The organism is Microvirga sp. jy35, from assembly GCF_056148915.1.
The window spans coordinates 75,158-89,651 of record NZ_JBWBEW010000004.1 but is presented as its reverse complement, the minus strand read 5'-3'; the positions used below and the strand labels follow the sequence as shown (position 1 = coordinate 89,651).

Genomic DNA, 14,494 nt, shown 5'->3' with positions numbered 1-14,494 from the left:
CTGTCGTTCAGCTAGCCGTGGCGGCTGGCGTAGCGGCGTTTCTTCGTGAGGTTCCTCTGTCCTTTGAGCACCTTGGCCGGGGCGACCACCGCCTTGTAGCGGCGGGTATTCTTCTTGAACGAGGGTCGGGTGCGCGCTTTGCCGGCCATGGATTTCATCCCTTCCCTGATGGACGTTGCGTTTACATGGCGCGGAAGGGGACAGGTCAACGCCGATCCCGGCCGCGGCCCGCCGGGCGGACGCCGCGTTCGGTTAAGGCTGCTTGCACGCATCGAGCAGGGCCGGAACAGCCTTTGCAGCCTTGGCGTTACAAGGAGGACGGTTCGCGACGGGCCCACCCGGAGCGCCGTGGAGAACTCACATGGCGAACCCCCCTCATGCCGGCAGCCCATCCGCTCCTGAAAGTCAGGGGAACAGATCTGCACAGCAACCCTTGGACAACGATCTCGCCGAGAACTCGAAGGCAAACCTCGATGCAAGGCTCGACCACGCCATCGAGGAGACCTTTCCCACGAGCGATCCCGTCTCCGTGACCATCACCAAAGGCCCCGAGCCCGAGGGGAAACCCAGCCGCCCGGCGGCGGGCGACCAACCCGGCGATGCGCCCCAGGCCTCGACCGAGCATATGTTGAATCAGGTGCGGGACGCCCTGCACGAGGTCTCGGATCAAGCGTCAGGCGTTGCCCGCGACATGTACGATCGCGGCGAGCAATACGCCCGACAGGCCCGCGAACGATACCCGGAGGCAGAGCGGTACGTTCGCCAGGGCCAGCAAGCCGTGACGCAGCAGGTGACAGGAAACCCCTTGCTCGCGCTGTTCATGGCAGCAGCGGCCGGATACGCACTGGCCTGGCTGATCCACGGCGAGAGGAAGAACCGGGAACCTGATGTGCCGGATTACGGCCGAACGGGGCGCGGATACGCACCCCACCGTGACCGGCAGGGTCTTTGACGAGCGCTGACGCGGTCAGGTGAACAGCGTGGCTCGAGACGAGACCCTTCCCATGGGTCGATCCGCTCGAACCTCGTTGCCGCATCGACCGGCGGAAGGCTGGCCTGGGCGCCATCCAGTGTGGAAGCTCCACGTTGCCCTCCACATCGTCCTGGGCCGGGGAGGGGAAGCCCGCGCACACACCATGACCGATCACCGGAACGCACACCGTCCCGCCGTCACCGACGCCTGCCAGCACCTTCTGCTCTCCCTGATTTGAGAACAAAAAGGGAGAGCATGGACGCAGGCGGCGTCAATCGGCGGCTGGCTGGGTGTGGATTCCGTAAAGGAAGCTCAGAATATCCGCCGATGAGTGGGTTTATTCACATGTATCCACAGGGGTGGGAGAACTAGAAGTAGAGCCGCAGTCCTATGCCTGTTCTGCTTTTCGCAGGGTTACATGAGGCGAACCAATTCTGAACGGATCTAAGGGACCAAGGGAGGGTACAGAGCGTAAGGGTCATCTCATGTCCCCTCGCTAGACCATGGTGCCTGTTTATCGGCTTCGGATATTCAATTACGGAAGCATCCTAAGAGGTGTAAGCTTAAACACTCGCGCATAAGTTGCTGTGCTATCAAACTGTGTGTATGGATTCCTGGTGCCGGATGTAAAGTTATAAATAAACCAAGCTTAACCAAAAATATATCATCAGTTATTTCGTCGATAATCAAAATTAATAGCACCAGTGATAAATATAAAAACGCTAAGCTTAGCGGATATTTATCAGATTATTTTGAGCAATCTGCATCCAATCGCTGATTTGCCGTGTAGCGACTGCTCAGGGTGAATGCGGGCTTCTTCCTTGTCTTGCGTGCGGCTGTCTGAGGGCCACGGCCACGCCACTCCCCTGAAGCTCACTCGCTACCAACCATGGGAGTCATCGATGACTGAGCAAAACCATACGGGACACGGCGGACTGTCTTCTGGCGCAGCCAGCGGATCGCACAGTTCGCTGGACCTGAACAGCGCCAACCTCAATGCCGCCCTTCAGGCCTTTGCCGGGGCAGACCGCGTGTTCTTCGCGGACTTGAACGAGCTTAACAATTCCGAGGCTGAAGGCGGGGCTCTGCTCCTGCTCAAGGGCGACCGCCTCACGGTCATCACGGCTGCAAGGGGCGTCGAGGCCGGCAAAGCCCATCTGCAGCACATTCACGGGTTTGTGGATGGAAGTAACGCGACCGTGCCGACGCTGGCTCAGGACGATGACCGGGATGGGTTTATCGAACTGGCGGAGGGGCTGGACACCTACGGCCCTGTTCTTCTCAACCTCACGTCCCCTCCTGGTGACGACTCAGGCTTCCCTAACCCTACTGGTACCTCGTTCCTGTTCTCCCAAACCTACGACCTGTCCGATGCACGAAATGGGGAACTCGCAAAGTTGTTGGACGACGTTTCGCTCAACAGGCGGGAGATCGTTCTGCACGGCAAGTCGGTTCTCGCAGGGCACGGCCAGGGCACGGCTGGCGAGGTGAATGGGACGGCGGAATACAAGATCGTACTGCCGATTGCCTCCGGCGAGATCCGGGAACTCTCCTACAACAGCGCCCTCGCGTTGTTTCAAGATTCGGTCTCACTTCAGGTTCGCAAAGCTGTTGTTGGAGATGGCGGAAACGATGTGCTTCGCGGCACGGGGAATGCCGACAACCTCCAAGGCCGTGGCGGTCACGATGTCTTGTCCGGTAGAGCGGGTGATGACTACCTGAGCGGCGGCTCAGGCCGCGACGTGCTGTACGGCGGCTCCGGCGACGACTACCTCGATGGCGGCTCGGGCCATGACAGGCTGTTCGGCAACTCAGGCAAGGACCATCTTGTCGGCGGATCGGGCAATGACGAATTGTCCGGCGGATCGGGTCATGACCATCTCTTCGGCGGCACGGGCAACGACCGCGCCTTCTTCAATGTCTCGACGGGTGGATCGGATGTCGTCAACCTCGGTTCGGGCTCCGACATTGTCAGCGTCACCGCTTCCTCGGCGCGGCAGGTTCGTCTCACCTTTACAAGCGCGGAGGTGGGCAATGGAACGGCGACTGATGCCGGTACGATGACCAATCAGGATGGCGGCCTCGCGGTTCGCCTCCAATCCGAGAATAGTGCCGGCGATCTCGTTGGCGCCATCAGCCGCTTCGACGATGAAGGCATAACGTTCGATGCGGCGAGGTCCGGACTGACCTTTGACGTACGCGACCTCGTCTCGGGCGCAGCCCGGGGCGATCAGTTCGACGTTGTGAGCCTTGGCACCAGAAGCGCTGACAATCTCAAGGCCGTTCAGTCGGGCGACGCCTACTACTTCAACGCCGGCATGGGCAATGACCGGGTGACAGGCGGGCGAGACGACGACTTCCTGGTGGGTGGTGCCGGCAGCGACAGCCTCAGCGGCAGTCGCGGCGACGACACGTTCATTGGCGGCGGCGGAAATGACGTGCTCACCGGAGGAACAGGCGATGACGCCTTCATCTTCAACGCTTCTCTTGACCCGACAGCCAATGTCGACAGGATCCGGGACTTCCGCTCCAGTGACGATACGCTGCGACTCGACAATACTGTCTTCGTCGGGCTGACGGATGGTGCCCTGAGCGCCAACGCGTTTGCGCTCACGAGCGCCGCCGCGGAGGCCGATGACCGGATCGTCTATGATCAGAGCACAGGCAACCTGTTCTTTGATGCCGATGGCGGGACTCGGGACAACCAGACGCTGTTTGCAACACTGACCAACAGGACCAGCATCACGGCGAGCGATTTCTTCGTGATCTAGCGGTCCTATGACCAGCAGGGTGCCTCGGCCTTTTGGCCGGGGCACCTTTGTCCTGCGCCCATTAAGCTTCCCTCAAATCCCTGCCCCATTCTCAAACGTCCATCGATAGCGCTCATCGTATTCCCGCTCCTCGCGCTCGACGCGCTCCAGATGGGCCACGAGCTCGTCGCGCAGCTCGTGGAGGCTGCGGCGGGGCTGGTTGTCGATCTCGTATTGCCCTGGGCTGAGGGCGGGTGGGCGTGCTTGTCCATCTCGCCCAGCGTCCGGGTGAGGCGGGCGAGCGGCTGGAGGGCGCGGCCTGTCACGGCCAGCGGCTGGTCCTCCAGCTCCTCCGCATGGCGCTCCGCCAGCCGCCAGAGGGTCTGGGTGAGCCGCTGCCGGGATCGGGCCGTAGCCGTTGGGGAGGGCGCATGAGAAGGCCCTTGGGCCGGCGGCCGCTGCCAGCCGCCTTCCGCCACATAGCGGGACACGGTGGCGATGGAGAGGCCGAGCTCTCCGGCGATGCGCCGGTAGGGCCAGTCGGTGCCCTCCACCAGCTCCCGCATCCGGGCCACCTGTTCGGGGCTCAGCTTGTCGCGCAGCCGCCCCGGCTCCCGTGCGGCGGCACCCGACCCGGCGGAGGCGGGGTTCTGGCCGGAGGGCAGGGCCTGGAGAGGGGCAGAGGGCAAAAACGGCATCGCAATGGCTTCTTCAAATTGGAACAAAAGAAGAACATTATGTCGTTCATGGGATGATTGTCAAGGTTCATGAGGTTGCCCTTGGGGATGTAACGGCTTGGAACGCTGTTCCAGGCTGTTCCAGGGTTTGTTCCAGGAGCGTTCCAAGGGCGTTCCAGGGCGGGAGCCCGGAGTCGGCGTGTTCCATCACCGTTCCAACGGAAAACGATCAGATATCATCATTTGTCCTGATGCCTCGTCGGGCGTATTCGGATCGTCCCAAGAGGACGAGATCCATGAGCCACGCCACCGCCGCCATGCCCGCCCAGAGCCTGAACCGGATCGACGGGTCGACCCTCGGGCTCTACGCCGCCACCGTGTCCCTGTGGGGCGTGAGCTGGATCGGGATCCGGGCGCAGCTCGGCGTCGTGGCGCCGGAGATGTCGGTGCTGTGGCGCTTCCTGCTGGCGGCCGTTCTCATGTGGGCCTGGGTGCTGGCCACGGGCCACAGGGTGCGCTTCGCGATGGCCGATCACCTGCGCTTTGCCGCGGTGGGGTGCTGCCTGTTCTCGTTCAACTTCATCTCGTTCTATTACGGGGGCTTGAGCATCCCGTCCGGCCTGCTCTCGGTGGTGTTCTCGCTGGCCTCCGTGTTCAACCTGGTGCTCGGCTTCGTGATCTTCCGGCAGCGGCCGGAGGCCAGGGTGGCGCTGGGCGGCGTGATCGGGGTGGCGGGAATCGTGTTCCTGTTCTGGCCGGAAATCACGGGCGCCGGCTTCAACGCGGCGGCGCTGAAGGGTCTGGCGCTCTGCGTGATGGGCACCCTGTTCTTCTGCTCGGGCAACATGATCTCGACGGTGGTGCAGCGCCGGGGCGTGCCGCTGCTCTCCGCCACCGCCTGGGGCATGACCTATGGCTGCGCGGTGCTGCTGGCCCTGAACCTGCTGCGCGGCAACGCCTTCATCATCGAGCCGACTTTGAAGTACGTGGGCTCGCTGCTCTATCTGTCCATCGGCGCGTCGGTCCTGGCCTTCATGTCGTACCTGACCCTGCTGCGGCGGCTCGGGGCCGCGCGGGCGGGCTACGCCACGGTGCTGTTTCCCATCGTGGCGCTCACCGTCTCGACCTTGATCGAGGGCTATGTGTGGACGCCGCTCGCTATGATCGGCGTCGTGCTGGCGCTTGTGGGCAACGTGCTCGTGCTGCGGCGGCCGGCCGTCAAGTAACGATTTTTGCTGGCGCGTTGTCTTATCGGCGAACCGGTACCCACTTCGCCGGACAGCGCGCTATTCGGCCGCGATCGGCTGCACCGTCCGGGTGGAGCCCAGGTTGTCCAGCGACTGCTTGATGTGGAAGCCCAGCGCATCCGCCAGCGGGTTCTCCTCGCCGCGGGCGCGGATGAGGCCGATCTTGCATGAGGGCAGGGCCGGGAAGCCGTCGGACGGACCCAAGATCCGCATGCCGGGGCGCACGGCGCTCTCCGGCAGCACGGAGACCGCAAGGCCCGCCAGCACGGCCGCGCCGACAGCCGTGGAATGCCAGCTCACATAGGCGATGCGGAAGGGCCGGTCGGCGCTCTCGAGCGCTTCCGTGGCCGAGTGGCGCCAGTCGCAGTTGGGGCGCCCGAGCGCCAGGGGGATCGGCGTCTCCTCGTGCACCCCGTGGCGCGATGACGTGACCCACAGGAGCTGCTCGATGCGCACGATCTCGGACGGGCCGCGCCGGTCCACATGGGTGATGATCGCCAGATCGATGTCCCCGTGCTGGATGCGCTCGATCAGGTTGTGCGTGGGCTCGCACATCACCGTCACCTCGGCCTTCGGGTTGGAGCGCGAGAAGCGGGCCAAGATCTCCGGCAGGTAGCGGTCGGCATAATCGTCGGGCAGGCCGAGGCGGACGCGGCCGGTGAGCTCGTTGTCGTTGAAGGACGCGATGCACTCGGCGTTGAGCCGCACGATCCGGCGGGCGTAGTCCAGCAGGCGCTCGCCCTCGTCGGTGAGCTTCGACAGGCGCCCGTCGCGCTCGAAGATCGCCTTGCCGACCCGGTCCTCCAGCCGCTTCATCTGCATGGACACCGCGCTCTGCGTCTTGTGCACGATCTCCGCCGCGCGGGTGAACGACCCAGTATCGGCAATGGCGACGAACGTTCTCAGCTGGTCAATGTCGAGCAGGTGCATGGCGCGAACCTCATCATCAATCGCGTTGATGATACATATCTCAAACAATCGTTTCAAGTGATGAAAGAGATTTGGTAAAAACGACCACATGAAAATGAAAGCGCATCAACATCAATGACTTAGCTGAGAGATCACTGGCAGTTGCTCTCAGAAAGTCACCGGCAGGCCACTGGAAGACTACCACTCGTCTCCCAAAGCCGAAAAATCGAGAGTGAGAGCAAGGAGAACAGCGATGAACAAGTCGATACCAGCCAGAATGACCATCACCGGCATGACCTCTCTGGGGCAGTTCGTTCGTTCGCTCGCGGACCTTTCCAGAGCCCTCCGGCACCGCGGCGAGATCAGGCATCTCGCCGAGTTCGACGACCGAATGCTCAAGGACATCGGGCTCACCCGCAGCGACGTGTCGTGCGCTCTCTCCGAGCCGCTTCTGCGGAACCCGTCCTGGGTGTTGGTTCGAAGCGCCGAGAGACACTCGCGCAGTGAACGACTTGATCGTTCTGTAAGGCCTGTTCGTCCGGTCGTGCCGATGGTGCCGCTGGCCAAACGCTGCGCCTAAGTTTTGTCGCCGCCACTCTTATCGGCGCTAGAGAAGATTGATTGAAGGGACGCGAGATACTGCATCTGCATCTCGCGTCCTTTCTCCATCATCTCATCGAGGGATGTGGATGACGATTGTGGCTCCGGTTTCGGCGGTTCTGCCGGAGGAGGCATCTGGAAGAAGCCTGCGAACATCTCCTCGAAGGGGTTGGCCGGCTTCTTCTCGGGAGACGCGGCCTCCATCCAGTTCGTCCAGAGATCGGCCCACGGATTGGCCGTTCCTGCCGGAGCCTGCTGATTGTCCTTTGCGGGCGCAAAATTCTGGAATGCCTGCGTATGAGCCATCATCCACTGGGATGTGCCGCCTGCCAGGATTCCGGCGAGCACCGGCAGCAATTGCTGCATGGTGTCGGCATTGATGCCTGCGTAGCCGGCGGCCTGGTGCGCCACGCGTCGGCTCACCTCGTCGGAGCCGAAGAGTTGATCGAGCAGCCTGCGGCCTTCCTGTTCGGCCTGGGGGGTGAAGGGATTGACTGAAGCCTGCCAGAAGTTCTGGTACCCCCCTCCCATCATGGATTGAAGCACGCGGGTCGGATCGCTCGACGTCATGGCGTGCTGGAGCCCCATGGCGAAGGCCGGCATGAAGGCCGCCATGGTTCTCTGGGGCTGATCGCCGGAAAGGTTGAATTGCCGCGCGAGCGCATCCAGGGCTGCGCTGGTCTGGGCCTGGCGCATCAGATCGAACCAGTTGAACATCGCAGCCTCCTCGCAAAAATGGCCCGCGTCTGACGGTCAAGCGGCCGGAACAGCTTGCCTCTCCAAGCGTCGGATTGTCCAGAACGCCGTAATGATGGCCGCAATACCAAACGCAACGGAGCCGAGTCCGATCCCGACGAGCGCTCCCTTGGGGCCCGCGACCTGAGCGCCGAAATAGGCGAACGGGATCATGCCGAGGGTGGCACGGCCCCAGTTGAAGAAGGTCGACAGCAGGGGATAGCCCAGATTGTTGAAGGAGGCGTTCGACACCAGGACGAGCCCGATGAACAGCCAGATGAAGCCGCTGAGCTGGCAGAAGAACTGCACGAGCTCGGCCGTCTGCTCGGGAGCATTGAAGGCCCGGGTCAGCGGCACCTGCACCAGAAACAGGATCAACCAGACGCAAGCCACATAGATGACCGTGACGGTGAGGGCATCCTTCAGGATCTGCTTCATCCGATCGTAGCGCTGCGCACCCCAGTTCTGTCCCAGTACGGGACCGATGGCGGCGGCGAGCGCGAACAGCCCGGCGAAGGCAACCGGCGTGACCCGATCGATGATGGCAGAGGCCGCGATGATCTCGTCCCCGAACCGGGCCACGACGCCTGTGAAGAAGGCATTCGCCGCCGGGGCCGCGATGTTGGTCAGAATAGCCGGAATCGCGATGGCCAGGAAAGGGCGCGCATCGTGCCGCAATCCCTTCCAGGTGGGGAGGGCCAGCAGATTATGGATACGCGTCACATACCGGAAACTCACATAGGCGGTGACGAACCGCGCGATGCTGACCGTTATGGCTGCGCCGTCCGACTGCATGTCGAGGCCGAAGATCAGGATCGGGTCGAGAGCGACCGTGACGACGGCGACGGACAGCGTGGCATACATGCTCCGCTTGGCATCGCCGGCCGCGCGCAGGACAGTCGAGAGCCCCATGCCGAGCGCCATCACCGCATTGGTCGGCAGCGCGATCCAGAGAAAGCTGAGAGCGACATCGTAAGTTCTGTCGTGAGCACCCAAACCCTTGAGGATGATCGGGAGCATGAGCAGCACGGCCACGCTGATCGCAGCGGCGATCACCGTCATGAGGATGCTGCAAGAGGTCGCCAGACGGCGCGCATCATCCGGCCTTCGCGCCCCCAGCGCGCGCGAGACGAGCGCTCCGACAGGGATCATGAGGCCCACATTGATCGAGATCGTGAAGAACATGACGACGGTAGCGAGGCCGACGCCCGCGGTCATGCTCGGATCATCGAGCCAGGAGATGTAGAGAAGCGACACCAGATCGACGATGAAGATGGCCACGAGGCCAGCCGCTCCCGTTCCCGTCATGACGAGCACATGACGCATGGTGGAACCGGCGACAAAGCGCGGCGTATCGGCCTTCCGGCCGAGCTCTTCCGTCGAAGGGCTTGCGTCCATCAAATAACCCCTTCGCCGAGGATGTCGCGTGTCTCAGGGCTGAGAGCCCTCGCCTTGCCGGCGGGGGCCATGAGCGGCTCGGGGGTAATCTTGGAACCCACCACGAGTTCCGCCCCACCCATGGCACCAACCTCTTTTTGCAGAACGAGGCGGGCAATGTCGCGCTTGCGGACATCGTTGGCAACAGCGGCGGCCGTGCCGGGATCCGTTCCGAGCTCCTCGAGCGCGGCACGCCCGAACACGATGGCGGATTCGAAGACCTCACGGATCTGATAATCGACATCCCGGTTCATGAGCTCGATTGCATGAATGCGGTCGAAGGCGCGCACGAAGCTGCGGGCGTTCTGGAAATTCTCGTGGATGATCTCGATGATCTTCATCATCGCTTCCTGATCGTCGATGCAGATGCAGATCATCTCGGCCTTCTCGGCGCCTGCTGCGCGGAGCACGTCGAGGCGGGTTCCGTCGCCGTAATAGACCTGAAGCCCGAAGCGTCCCGCATCGCGGATGCGCTCCACATCCCTGTCGATCACCGTAGCCTGAATGCCCTGGGCCAAGAGGACCTGGTTCACGATCTGGCCGAAGCGGCCGAAGCCGATCACCAGGACGCGGCTTTCGAGTTCGCCCTCGGGGGCATGGAGCCCGTGCAGGTCCGGTTCGTCGGCGCTCCCACGATGGTTCTTGAGAAGCCTCTCGACCAATGTCGACAGAAGAGGCCCCAGCAGCATGGTGATGGCGGCCAGCGCCGTGAGCGGCTGTGCCTCCGCCGGTGCCATGATGCCCAGGCCCGCCGCGACCGGGATCAGCACGAACGCGAACTCGCCGGCCGTGCAGAGAAGCGTTCCCGAGCGCAATCCGTCGCGCCAGCTTGCGCCGAACAGCCGCGACAGGACGGCAACGATCAGGGTCTTGCCGACGAGGATGACAGGCGCTGCAAGGGCGAGCATCACCCACTGCTCCCGGACGAGGGCAAGGTCGATCGACATGCCTACGCTCATGAAGAAGAGTCCCAGCAGCATGCCGCGGAACGGCTCGATATCGGCCTCCAGCTGGTGACGGAAATTGGACTCCGCCAGAAGAAGCCCGGCCAGGAAGGCGCCCATGGCCATGGACAGGCCGACCTCCTGCATGAGAAGGGCTGCGCCGAGGACCACCAGCAGCGCTGAAGCGGTCATCACTTCGCGGGCGCCGCTCCGAGCGAGGATCCGGAAGAAGGGGTTGAGCCCATAGCGGCCGATCAGCACAACCGCCGCGATCCCGAGAAGCGCCTCGCCAACCGCTAGAAGGCTGTCCGCAAGAGACCCCTGGTCCCCAACCCGCGAGGCAAGCAGTGGCAGAATCGCCAGGAGCGGAACGACGGACAAGTCCTGAAACAGCAGGATTGCAAAGGAGCGCTGGCCATACGGCGTCGGCAGATCGTTGCGTTCCCCAAGCATCTGGAGAGCGATGGCGGTCGCCGAGAGCGCCAGGGCCACCCCCGTGACAAAGGAGGCAGGCGGCGAGAAGCCGACGGTCATGGCCGCAGAACCGAGGAGAATGGCTGTGATGGCCAGCTGAGCAAAGCCGAGCCCGAAAATGTCCCGCTTCATTTCCCAGAGATGGGACAGCTTGAGCTCGAGCCCGATGATGAAGAGCAGAAGCACCACTCCAAGCTCGGCCACCGTCGCGATCGTCTGCGGATCCTCCACCATGCTGAGGCCCGATGGCCCGATGGCCACGCCGGCGGCCAGATAGCCGAGCACCGCGCTCAAGCCGATGAGCCGGAACACCGGCACGGCCACGACCGCCGCCCCGCAGAAGGTCAGGATGGGAGGAAGAAAGCTGACGTGGGATGCGGTTGAGGCCATGAGGATCAGGGAGAATGAGGGATAGTTGCACCGTTGTAGGGATTCTTCGGCGCGGGCGCGAGCGTTTCTTAAAGGAAGTCGCCCGTTTCGTGCCTCATCGCACAAGTTCGGTGATGCTCCGTCTTCACCTCTCCGTCATCCCCGAGCTTGTCCTGGAGATCCACGTCTTTGCGCCGCCGTGGTTCCGAAGACGTGGATGGCCGGAACAAGTCCGGCCATGACGTGGCGGGTGTTGTCCCCGCCGCGAATAAGCGTCGCTCCCGCTTGACAGGAAGGGTCTCGTCTCGCCACATCGCCTCATCATGACGAAGCCACCCCTCGACATTCTGCTCTGTGCCCCGCGCGGCTTCTGCGCCGGGGTCGTCCGTGCCATCGATGCCGTCGAGAAGGCGCTCGCGATCCATGGAGCGCCGGTCTATGTGCGCCATGAGATCGTGCACAACAAATACGTGGTGGAAAACCTGAAGCGGAAGGGCGCCATCTTCGTTCGGGAACTCGACGAGGTGCCCGAAACCCAGGCGCCGGTCATCTTCTCCGCCCACGGGGTTGCCAAGTCGGTGCCGGCGGCGGCCCAGGCCCGCAATCTCTTCGCCATCGACGCCACCTGTCCGCTGGTGACAAAGGTTCATCGCGAGGCGCAGGTCCATCACAAGCGGGGCCGCCACATCCTCCTGATCGGCCATACCGGCCATCCCGAGGTCGTTGGCACCATGGGCCAGCTGCCCGAAGGGGCCGTCACCCTGGTCGAGACCGTCGACGACATCGCCAGGCTCGAGCCGGCCAATCCCGACAATCTGGCCTTCGTGACGCAGACGACCCTGTCCGTCGACGACACGCAGGACATGGTGGATGCCCTCAGGGCGCGCTTCCCCACCATCGTCGGGCCGCACAAGGAAGACATCTGCTACGCCACCACCAACCGCCAGGGCGCGGTCAAGCGGGTGGCGCCGCAGGTCGACGCCATGATCGTGGTGGGCTCGCCCAATTCGTCCAACTCCCAGCGCCTGCGCGAGGTCGCGGAGCGGGAAGGCTGCCCCGTCGTCCGCCTGATCCTGCGGGCGGAGGATATCGACTGGTCGCTGTTCGGCAGCATCCGAAGTCTCGGCATCACGGCGGGAGCTTCGGCGCCCGAGATTCTGGTGGAGGAGATCATCGACGCCTTCGCCGAGCGCTACGCGGTCTCGGTCCAGAGCGTGTCCACGGCGGACGAGAGCGTGTTCTTTCCTTTGCCGCGCGAGTTGCGTGAGCAGGCGGCGGAGTAAACGGTGGCGGTTTATACGGAAGTCAGCGACGAGGAGCTGTCGGCGTTCCTCGACACCTACGACATCGGCACCGTGCTCTCCTACAAGGGCATCGCCGAGGGTGTGGAGAACACCAATTATTTCCTCCACACGACCCAAGGCTCCTACATCCTGACCCTCTACGAGAAGCGGGTGCGGGAGGCTGATCTGCCCTTCTTCCTCGGCCTGATGCAGCATCTGGCCCGCAAGGGGCTGAACTGCCCTCTGCCGGTGAACAACCGGAGGGGCGAGCCTTTGGGGAGAGTCGCCGGGCGGCCCGCCGTGATCATTACCTTCCTCGAAGGCATCGCGGTGCGTCGTCCCAAGGCCCAGCATTGCGGAGCCCTTGGGGGCGCACTGGCGAAGCTGCACCTGGCGGGCCAGGATTTTTCCATGCACCGGCCCAATGCGCTGTCGCTGGAGGCCTGGGCGCCGCTTTTCGCCCAGGCCGAGGCTCAAGCCGACACCGTGTCTGCGGGCCTCAGCCAGAGGACGCGGCGGGAACTGGCGAGCCTGGAGGACTCTTGGCCGCGTGGCCTGCCCACTGGCATCATCCATGCCGATCTCTTCACCGACAATGTGTTCTTCATCGGCTCCGAGGTCTCAGGCCTCATCGACTTCTATTTCGCCTGCACGGATGCCTTCGCGTACGATGTTGCCATCTGCCTCAATGCCTGGTGCTTCGAGATCGATGGCTCGTTCAACCTCACCAAGGGCCAGGCGATGCTGGCGGGCTACCAGGCCGTCCGGCGCCTCGACGCGGACGAGATCGAGGCGCTGCCGATTCTCTGCCGGGGCTCGGCCATGCGCTTCATGCTGACCCGGCTGGTGGACTGGCTCAACGTGCCGCCGGGCGCGCTGGTGAAGCCCAAGGATCCGCTGGAATACGACCGCAAGCTCAACTTCCACCGGCATGTGAAGCACGCGCGCGAATATGGGCTTGAGGCATGAGCGGGTCCGAACGCGTGCTGATCTACACGGACGGCGCCTGCTCGGGAAATCCCGGGCCGGGCGGCTGGGGCGCGATCCTGTTCTTCAATGGACGTGAGAAGGAGGTTTCCGGCGGGGAGGCGCACACCACCAACAACCGCATGGAAATCCGCGCCGCCATCGAGGGACTCAATGCCCTCAAGCGCTCCTGCGCGGTCGACCTGTTCACGGATTCTCAGTACGTCCGCCAGGGCATCACCCAATGGATGCACAACTGGAAGCGGCGCGGCTGGCGCACCGCCGACAACAAGCCGGTGAAGAACGAGGATCTCTGGCGGGAGCTGGACGAGGCAGCCTCCCGCCACGACGTCGCCTGGCACTGGGTCAAGGGCCATGCGGACGATCCGATCAACATCCGCGTCGACGAACTGGCGGTTGCTGCTATGCAGCCGTTCAAGAAGCAGGGCCGAAGAGCCGGCTTTTGACCTTCTGGGACAAACTCCCCATGTCGTGGCCGGGCTTGCCCCGGCCATCCCGATTACGAGAAGCGCAGCGTCTTTCGCATCGGGATCACCGGCACGAGGCCGGTGATGACGCAGATCATTATTCCAGCAGAGCCTTGAGAAGATCAGAGATCCTTCAGGAGGTTCTCGGCGCCGGAATGCTGCGCTTTGGAGGGGGCATCCTCCACGTTCAGGGCCTTCACCACGCCGTCCTCGGCCACCATGGAATAGCGCTGGGAGCGGGTACCGAGGCCAAAGCCCGCACCGTCCATGGAGAGGCCGATGGCCTTGGCGAAATCCGCATTGCCGTCGGAGATGAACTCGATGCCCTCGGCGCCGGTCGACTTGCCCCAAGCCTCCAGCACGAACACGTCGTTGACCGCGGTCACGAGGATCGCGTCGATGCCCTTGGACAGGATCTCGTCCCTCCTCTGCACGTAGCCCGGGAGGTGGTTGCGGTGGCAGGTGGGAGTGAAGGCGCCAGGCACGGCGACGAGAACCACCTTGCGGCCCTTGAAGAGATCGTCCGTGGTCTTCGCCACGGGTCCGTCGGGGGTCATGACGCGGAAGGTAACCTGGGGCAGGCGTTCTCCGACCTGAATGGGCATGGGCGGTTCTCCAAAGCTATACCGTTGAATGCTGTAT

Annotated in this window: 14 protein-coding genes; 7 read left to right on the top strand and 7 right to left on the bottom strand. The window is 63.4% G+C overall.

The genetic code is table 11. The annotated features are described in order from the left end of the window. Positions 1-11 precede the first annotated feature (11 nt). A complete protein-coding gene (locus AC0QTX_RS05240; RefSeq protein WP_474602774.1) occupies positions 12-149 on the bottom strand; it encodes a hypothetical protein in 138 nt (45 codons plus the stop codon). 212 nt (positions 150-361) lie between these two features. Between AC0QTX_RS05240 and AC0QTX_RS05235 the strand changes: the two genes are divergently transcribed. Both AC0QTX_RS05235 and AC0QTX_RS05230 read left to right on the top strand, forming a co-directional pair. Beyond that, positions 362-952 carry a hypothetical protein gene (locus AC0QTX_RS05235; protein WP_474602773.1) on the top strand — a complete coding sequence of 197 codons (591 nt, stop codon included), beginning with the start codon at positions 362-364 and terminating at the stop codon, positions 950-952. Positions 953-1,875: 923 nt separating this feature from the next. Continuing rightward, a complete protein-coding gene (locus AC0QTX_RS05230) occupies positions 1,876-3,744 on the top strand; it encodes a calcium-binding protein (protein ID WP_474602772.1) in 1,869 nt (622 codons plus the stop codon). 5 nt (positions 3,745-3,749) lie between these two features. Here AC0QTX_RS05230 and AC0QTX_RS05225 read toward each other — a convergent pair whose 3' ends face one another. Then, a complete protein-coding gene (locus AC0QTX_RS05225) occupies positions 3,750-4,421 on the bottom strand; it encodes a hypothetical protein (RefSeq protein WP_474602771.1) in 672 nt (223 codons plus the stop codon). A gap of 275 nt (positions 4,422-4,696) precedes the next feature. Between AC0QTX_RS05225 and AC0QTX_RS05220 the strand changes: the two genes are divergently transcribed. After that, positions 4,697-5,626, top strand: coding sequence for a DMT family transporter (locus tag AC0QTX_RS05220; RefSeq protein ID WP_474602770.1), 930 nt, complete (start codon positions 4,697-4,699; stop codon positions 5,624-5,626). A 60-nt stretch (positions 5,627-5,686) separates the two neighbouring features. Here AC0QTX_RS05220 and AC0QTX_RS05215 read toward each other — a convergent pair whose 3' ends face one another. After that, positions 5,687-6,577 carry a LysR substrate-binding domain-containing protein gene (locus tag AC0QTX_RS05215; protein ID WP_474602769.1) on the bottom strand — a complete coding sequence of 297 codons (891 nt, stop codon included), beginning with the start codon at positions 6,575-6,577 and terminating at the stop codon, positions 5,687-5,689. 232 nt (positions 6,578-6,809) lie between these two features. On the opposite strand from AC0QTX_RS05215, the gene AC0QTX_RS05210 reads away from it, so the two are divergent. Continuing rightward, on the top strand, positions 6,810-7,136 hold the full coding sequence (locus AC0QTX_RS05210; RefSeq protein ID WP_474602768.1) for a DUF1127 domain-containing protein: 327 nt from the start codon (positions 6,810-6,812) through the stop codon (positions 7,134-7,136). On the opposite strand, the gene AC0QTX_RS05205 is transcribed toward AC0QTX_RS05210, so the two are convergent. The 3 genes from AC0QTX_RS05205 to AC0QTX_RS05195 are packed head-to-tail and all read right to left on the bottom strand — an operon-like array spanning position 7,133 to position 11,136. Next, positions 7,133-7,873 (bottom strand): DUF937 domain-containing protein, encoded by a 741-nt coding sequence (locus AC0QTX_RS05205; protein ID WP_474602767.1) that lies wholly within the window; start codon positions 7,871-7,873, stop codon positions 7,133-7,135. The two genes, AC0QTX_RS05210 and AC0QTX_RS05205, sit on opposite strands and share 4 nt — an antisense overlap. A 36-nt stretch (positions 7,874-7,909) precedes the next feature. Next, positions 7,910-9,289: an MATE family efflux transporter gene (locus tag AC0QTX_RS05200; RefSeq protein WP_474602766.1), complete on the bottom strand. Its 1,380-nt coding sequence runs from the start codon at positions 9,287-9,289 to the stop codon at positions 7,910-7,912. Then, the gene (locus AC0QTX_RS05195; protein WP_474602765.1) at positions 9,289-11,136 is read right to left on the bottom strand and encodes a monovalent cation:proton antiporter-2 (CPA2) family protein; all 1,848 of its coding nucleotides are present in this window, start codon (positions 11,134-11,136) and stop codon (positions 9,289-9,291) included. Before AC0QTX_RS05195 ends, AC0QTX_RS05200 begins: the two co-directional genes overlap by 1 nt. A 302-nt stretch (positions 11,137-11,438) precedes the next feature. Here AC0QTX_RS05195 and ispH point away from each other — a divergent pair, with 302 nt between their 5' ends. The 3 genes from ispH to rnhA are packed head-to-tail and all read left to right on the top strand — an operon-like array spanning position 11,439 to position 13,831. Next, on the top strand, positions 11,439-12,398 hold the full coding sequence (ispH, locus tag AC0QTX_RS05190; protein WP_474602764.1) for a 4-hydroxy-3-methylbut-2-enyl diphosphate reductase: 960 nt from the start codon (positions 11,439-11,441) through the stop codon (positions 12,396-12,398). 3 nt (positions 12,399-12,401) lie between these two features. Then, complete coding sequence (locus AC0QTX_RS05185; protein ID WP_474602763.1) at positions 12,402-13,367, top strand: homoserine kinase; 966 nt, start codon at positions 12,402-12,404, stop codon at positions 13,365-13,367. Further along, positions 13,364-13,831, top strand: coding sequence for a ribonuclease HI (gene rnhA, locus AC0QTX_RS05180; RefSeq protein ID WP_474602762.1), 468 nt, complete (start codon positions 13,364-13,366; stop codon positions 13,829-13,831). Before AC0QTX_RS05185 ends, rnhA begins: the two co-directional genes overlap by 4 nt. Before the next feature lie 143 nt (positions 13,832-13,974). Here rnhA and AC0QTX_RS05175 read toward each other — a convergent pair whose 3' ends face one another. Continuing rightward, positions 13,975-14,457, bottom strand: a complete 483-nt coding sequence (locus AC0QTX_RS05175; RefSeq protein ID WP_474602761.1) for a redoxin family protein — start codon at positions 14,455-14,457, stop codon at positions 13,975-13,977. Positions 14,458-14,494 lie beyond the last annotated feature (37 nt).

What these genes read in the sequence shown, in the direction of transcription:
- AC0QTX_RS05230 (WP_474602772.1), top strand. Translation starts at nt 1,876, where the DNA reads ATGACTGAGCAAAACCATACGGGACACGGCGGACTGTCTTCTGGCGCA.
- AC0QTX_RS05215 (WP_474602769.1), bottom strand. Translation starts at nt 6,577, where the DNA reads ATGCACCTGCTCGACATTGACCAGCTGAGAACGTTCGTCGCCATTGCC.
- ispH (WP_474602764.1), top strand. Translation starts at nt 11,439, where the DNA reads ATGACGAAGCCACCCCTCGACATTCTGCTCTGTGCCCCGCGCGGCTTC.
- AC0QTX_RS05205 (WP_474602767.1), bottom strand. Translation starts at nt 7,873, where the DNA reads ATGTTCAACTGGTTCGATCTGATGCGCCAGGCCCAGACCAGCGCAGCC.
- AC0QTX_RS05240 (WP_474602774.1), bottom strand. Translation starts at nt 149, where the DNA reads ATGGCCGGCAAAGCGCGCACCCGACCCTCGTTCAAGAAGAATACCCGC.
- AC0QTX_RS05195 (WP_474602765.1), bottom strand. Translation starts at nt 11,136, where the DNA reads ATGGCCTCAACCGCATCCCACGTCAGCTTTCTTCCTCCCATCCTGACC.
- AC0QTX_RS05235 (WP_474602773.1), top strand. Translation starts at nt 362, where the DNA reads ATGGCGAACCCCCCTCATGCCGGCAGCCCATCCGCTCCTGAAAGTCAG.
- AC0QTX_RS05225 (WP_474602771.1), bottom strand. Translation starts at nt 4,421, where the DNA reads ATGCCGTTTTTGCCCTCTGCCCCTCTCCAGGCCCTGCCCTCCGGCCAG.
- rnhA (WP_474602762.1), top strand. Translation starts at nt 13,364, where the DNA reads ATGAGCGGGTCCGAACGCGTGCTGATCTACACGGACGGCGCCTGCTCG.
- AC0QTX_RS05210 (WP_474602768.1), top strand. Translation starts at nt 6,810, where the DNA reads ATGAACAAGTCGATACCAGCCAGAATGACCATCACCGGCATGACCTCT.
- AC0QTX_RS05200 (WP_474602766.1), bottom strand. Translation starts at nt 9,289, where the DNA reads ATGGACGCAAGCCCTTCGACGGAAGAGCTCGGCCGGAAGGCCGATACG.
- AC0QTX_RS05175 (WP_474602761.1), bottom strand. Translation starts at nt 14,457, where the DNA reads ATGCCCATTCAGGTCGGAGAACGCCTGCCCCAGGTTACCTTCCGCGTC.
- AC0QTX_RS05220 (WP_474602770.1), top strand. Translation starts at nt 4,697, where the DNA reads ATGAGCCACGCCACCGCCGCCATGCCCGCCCAGAGCCTGAACCGGATC.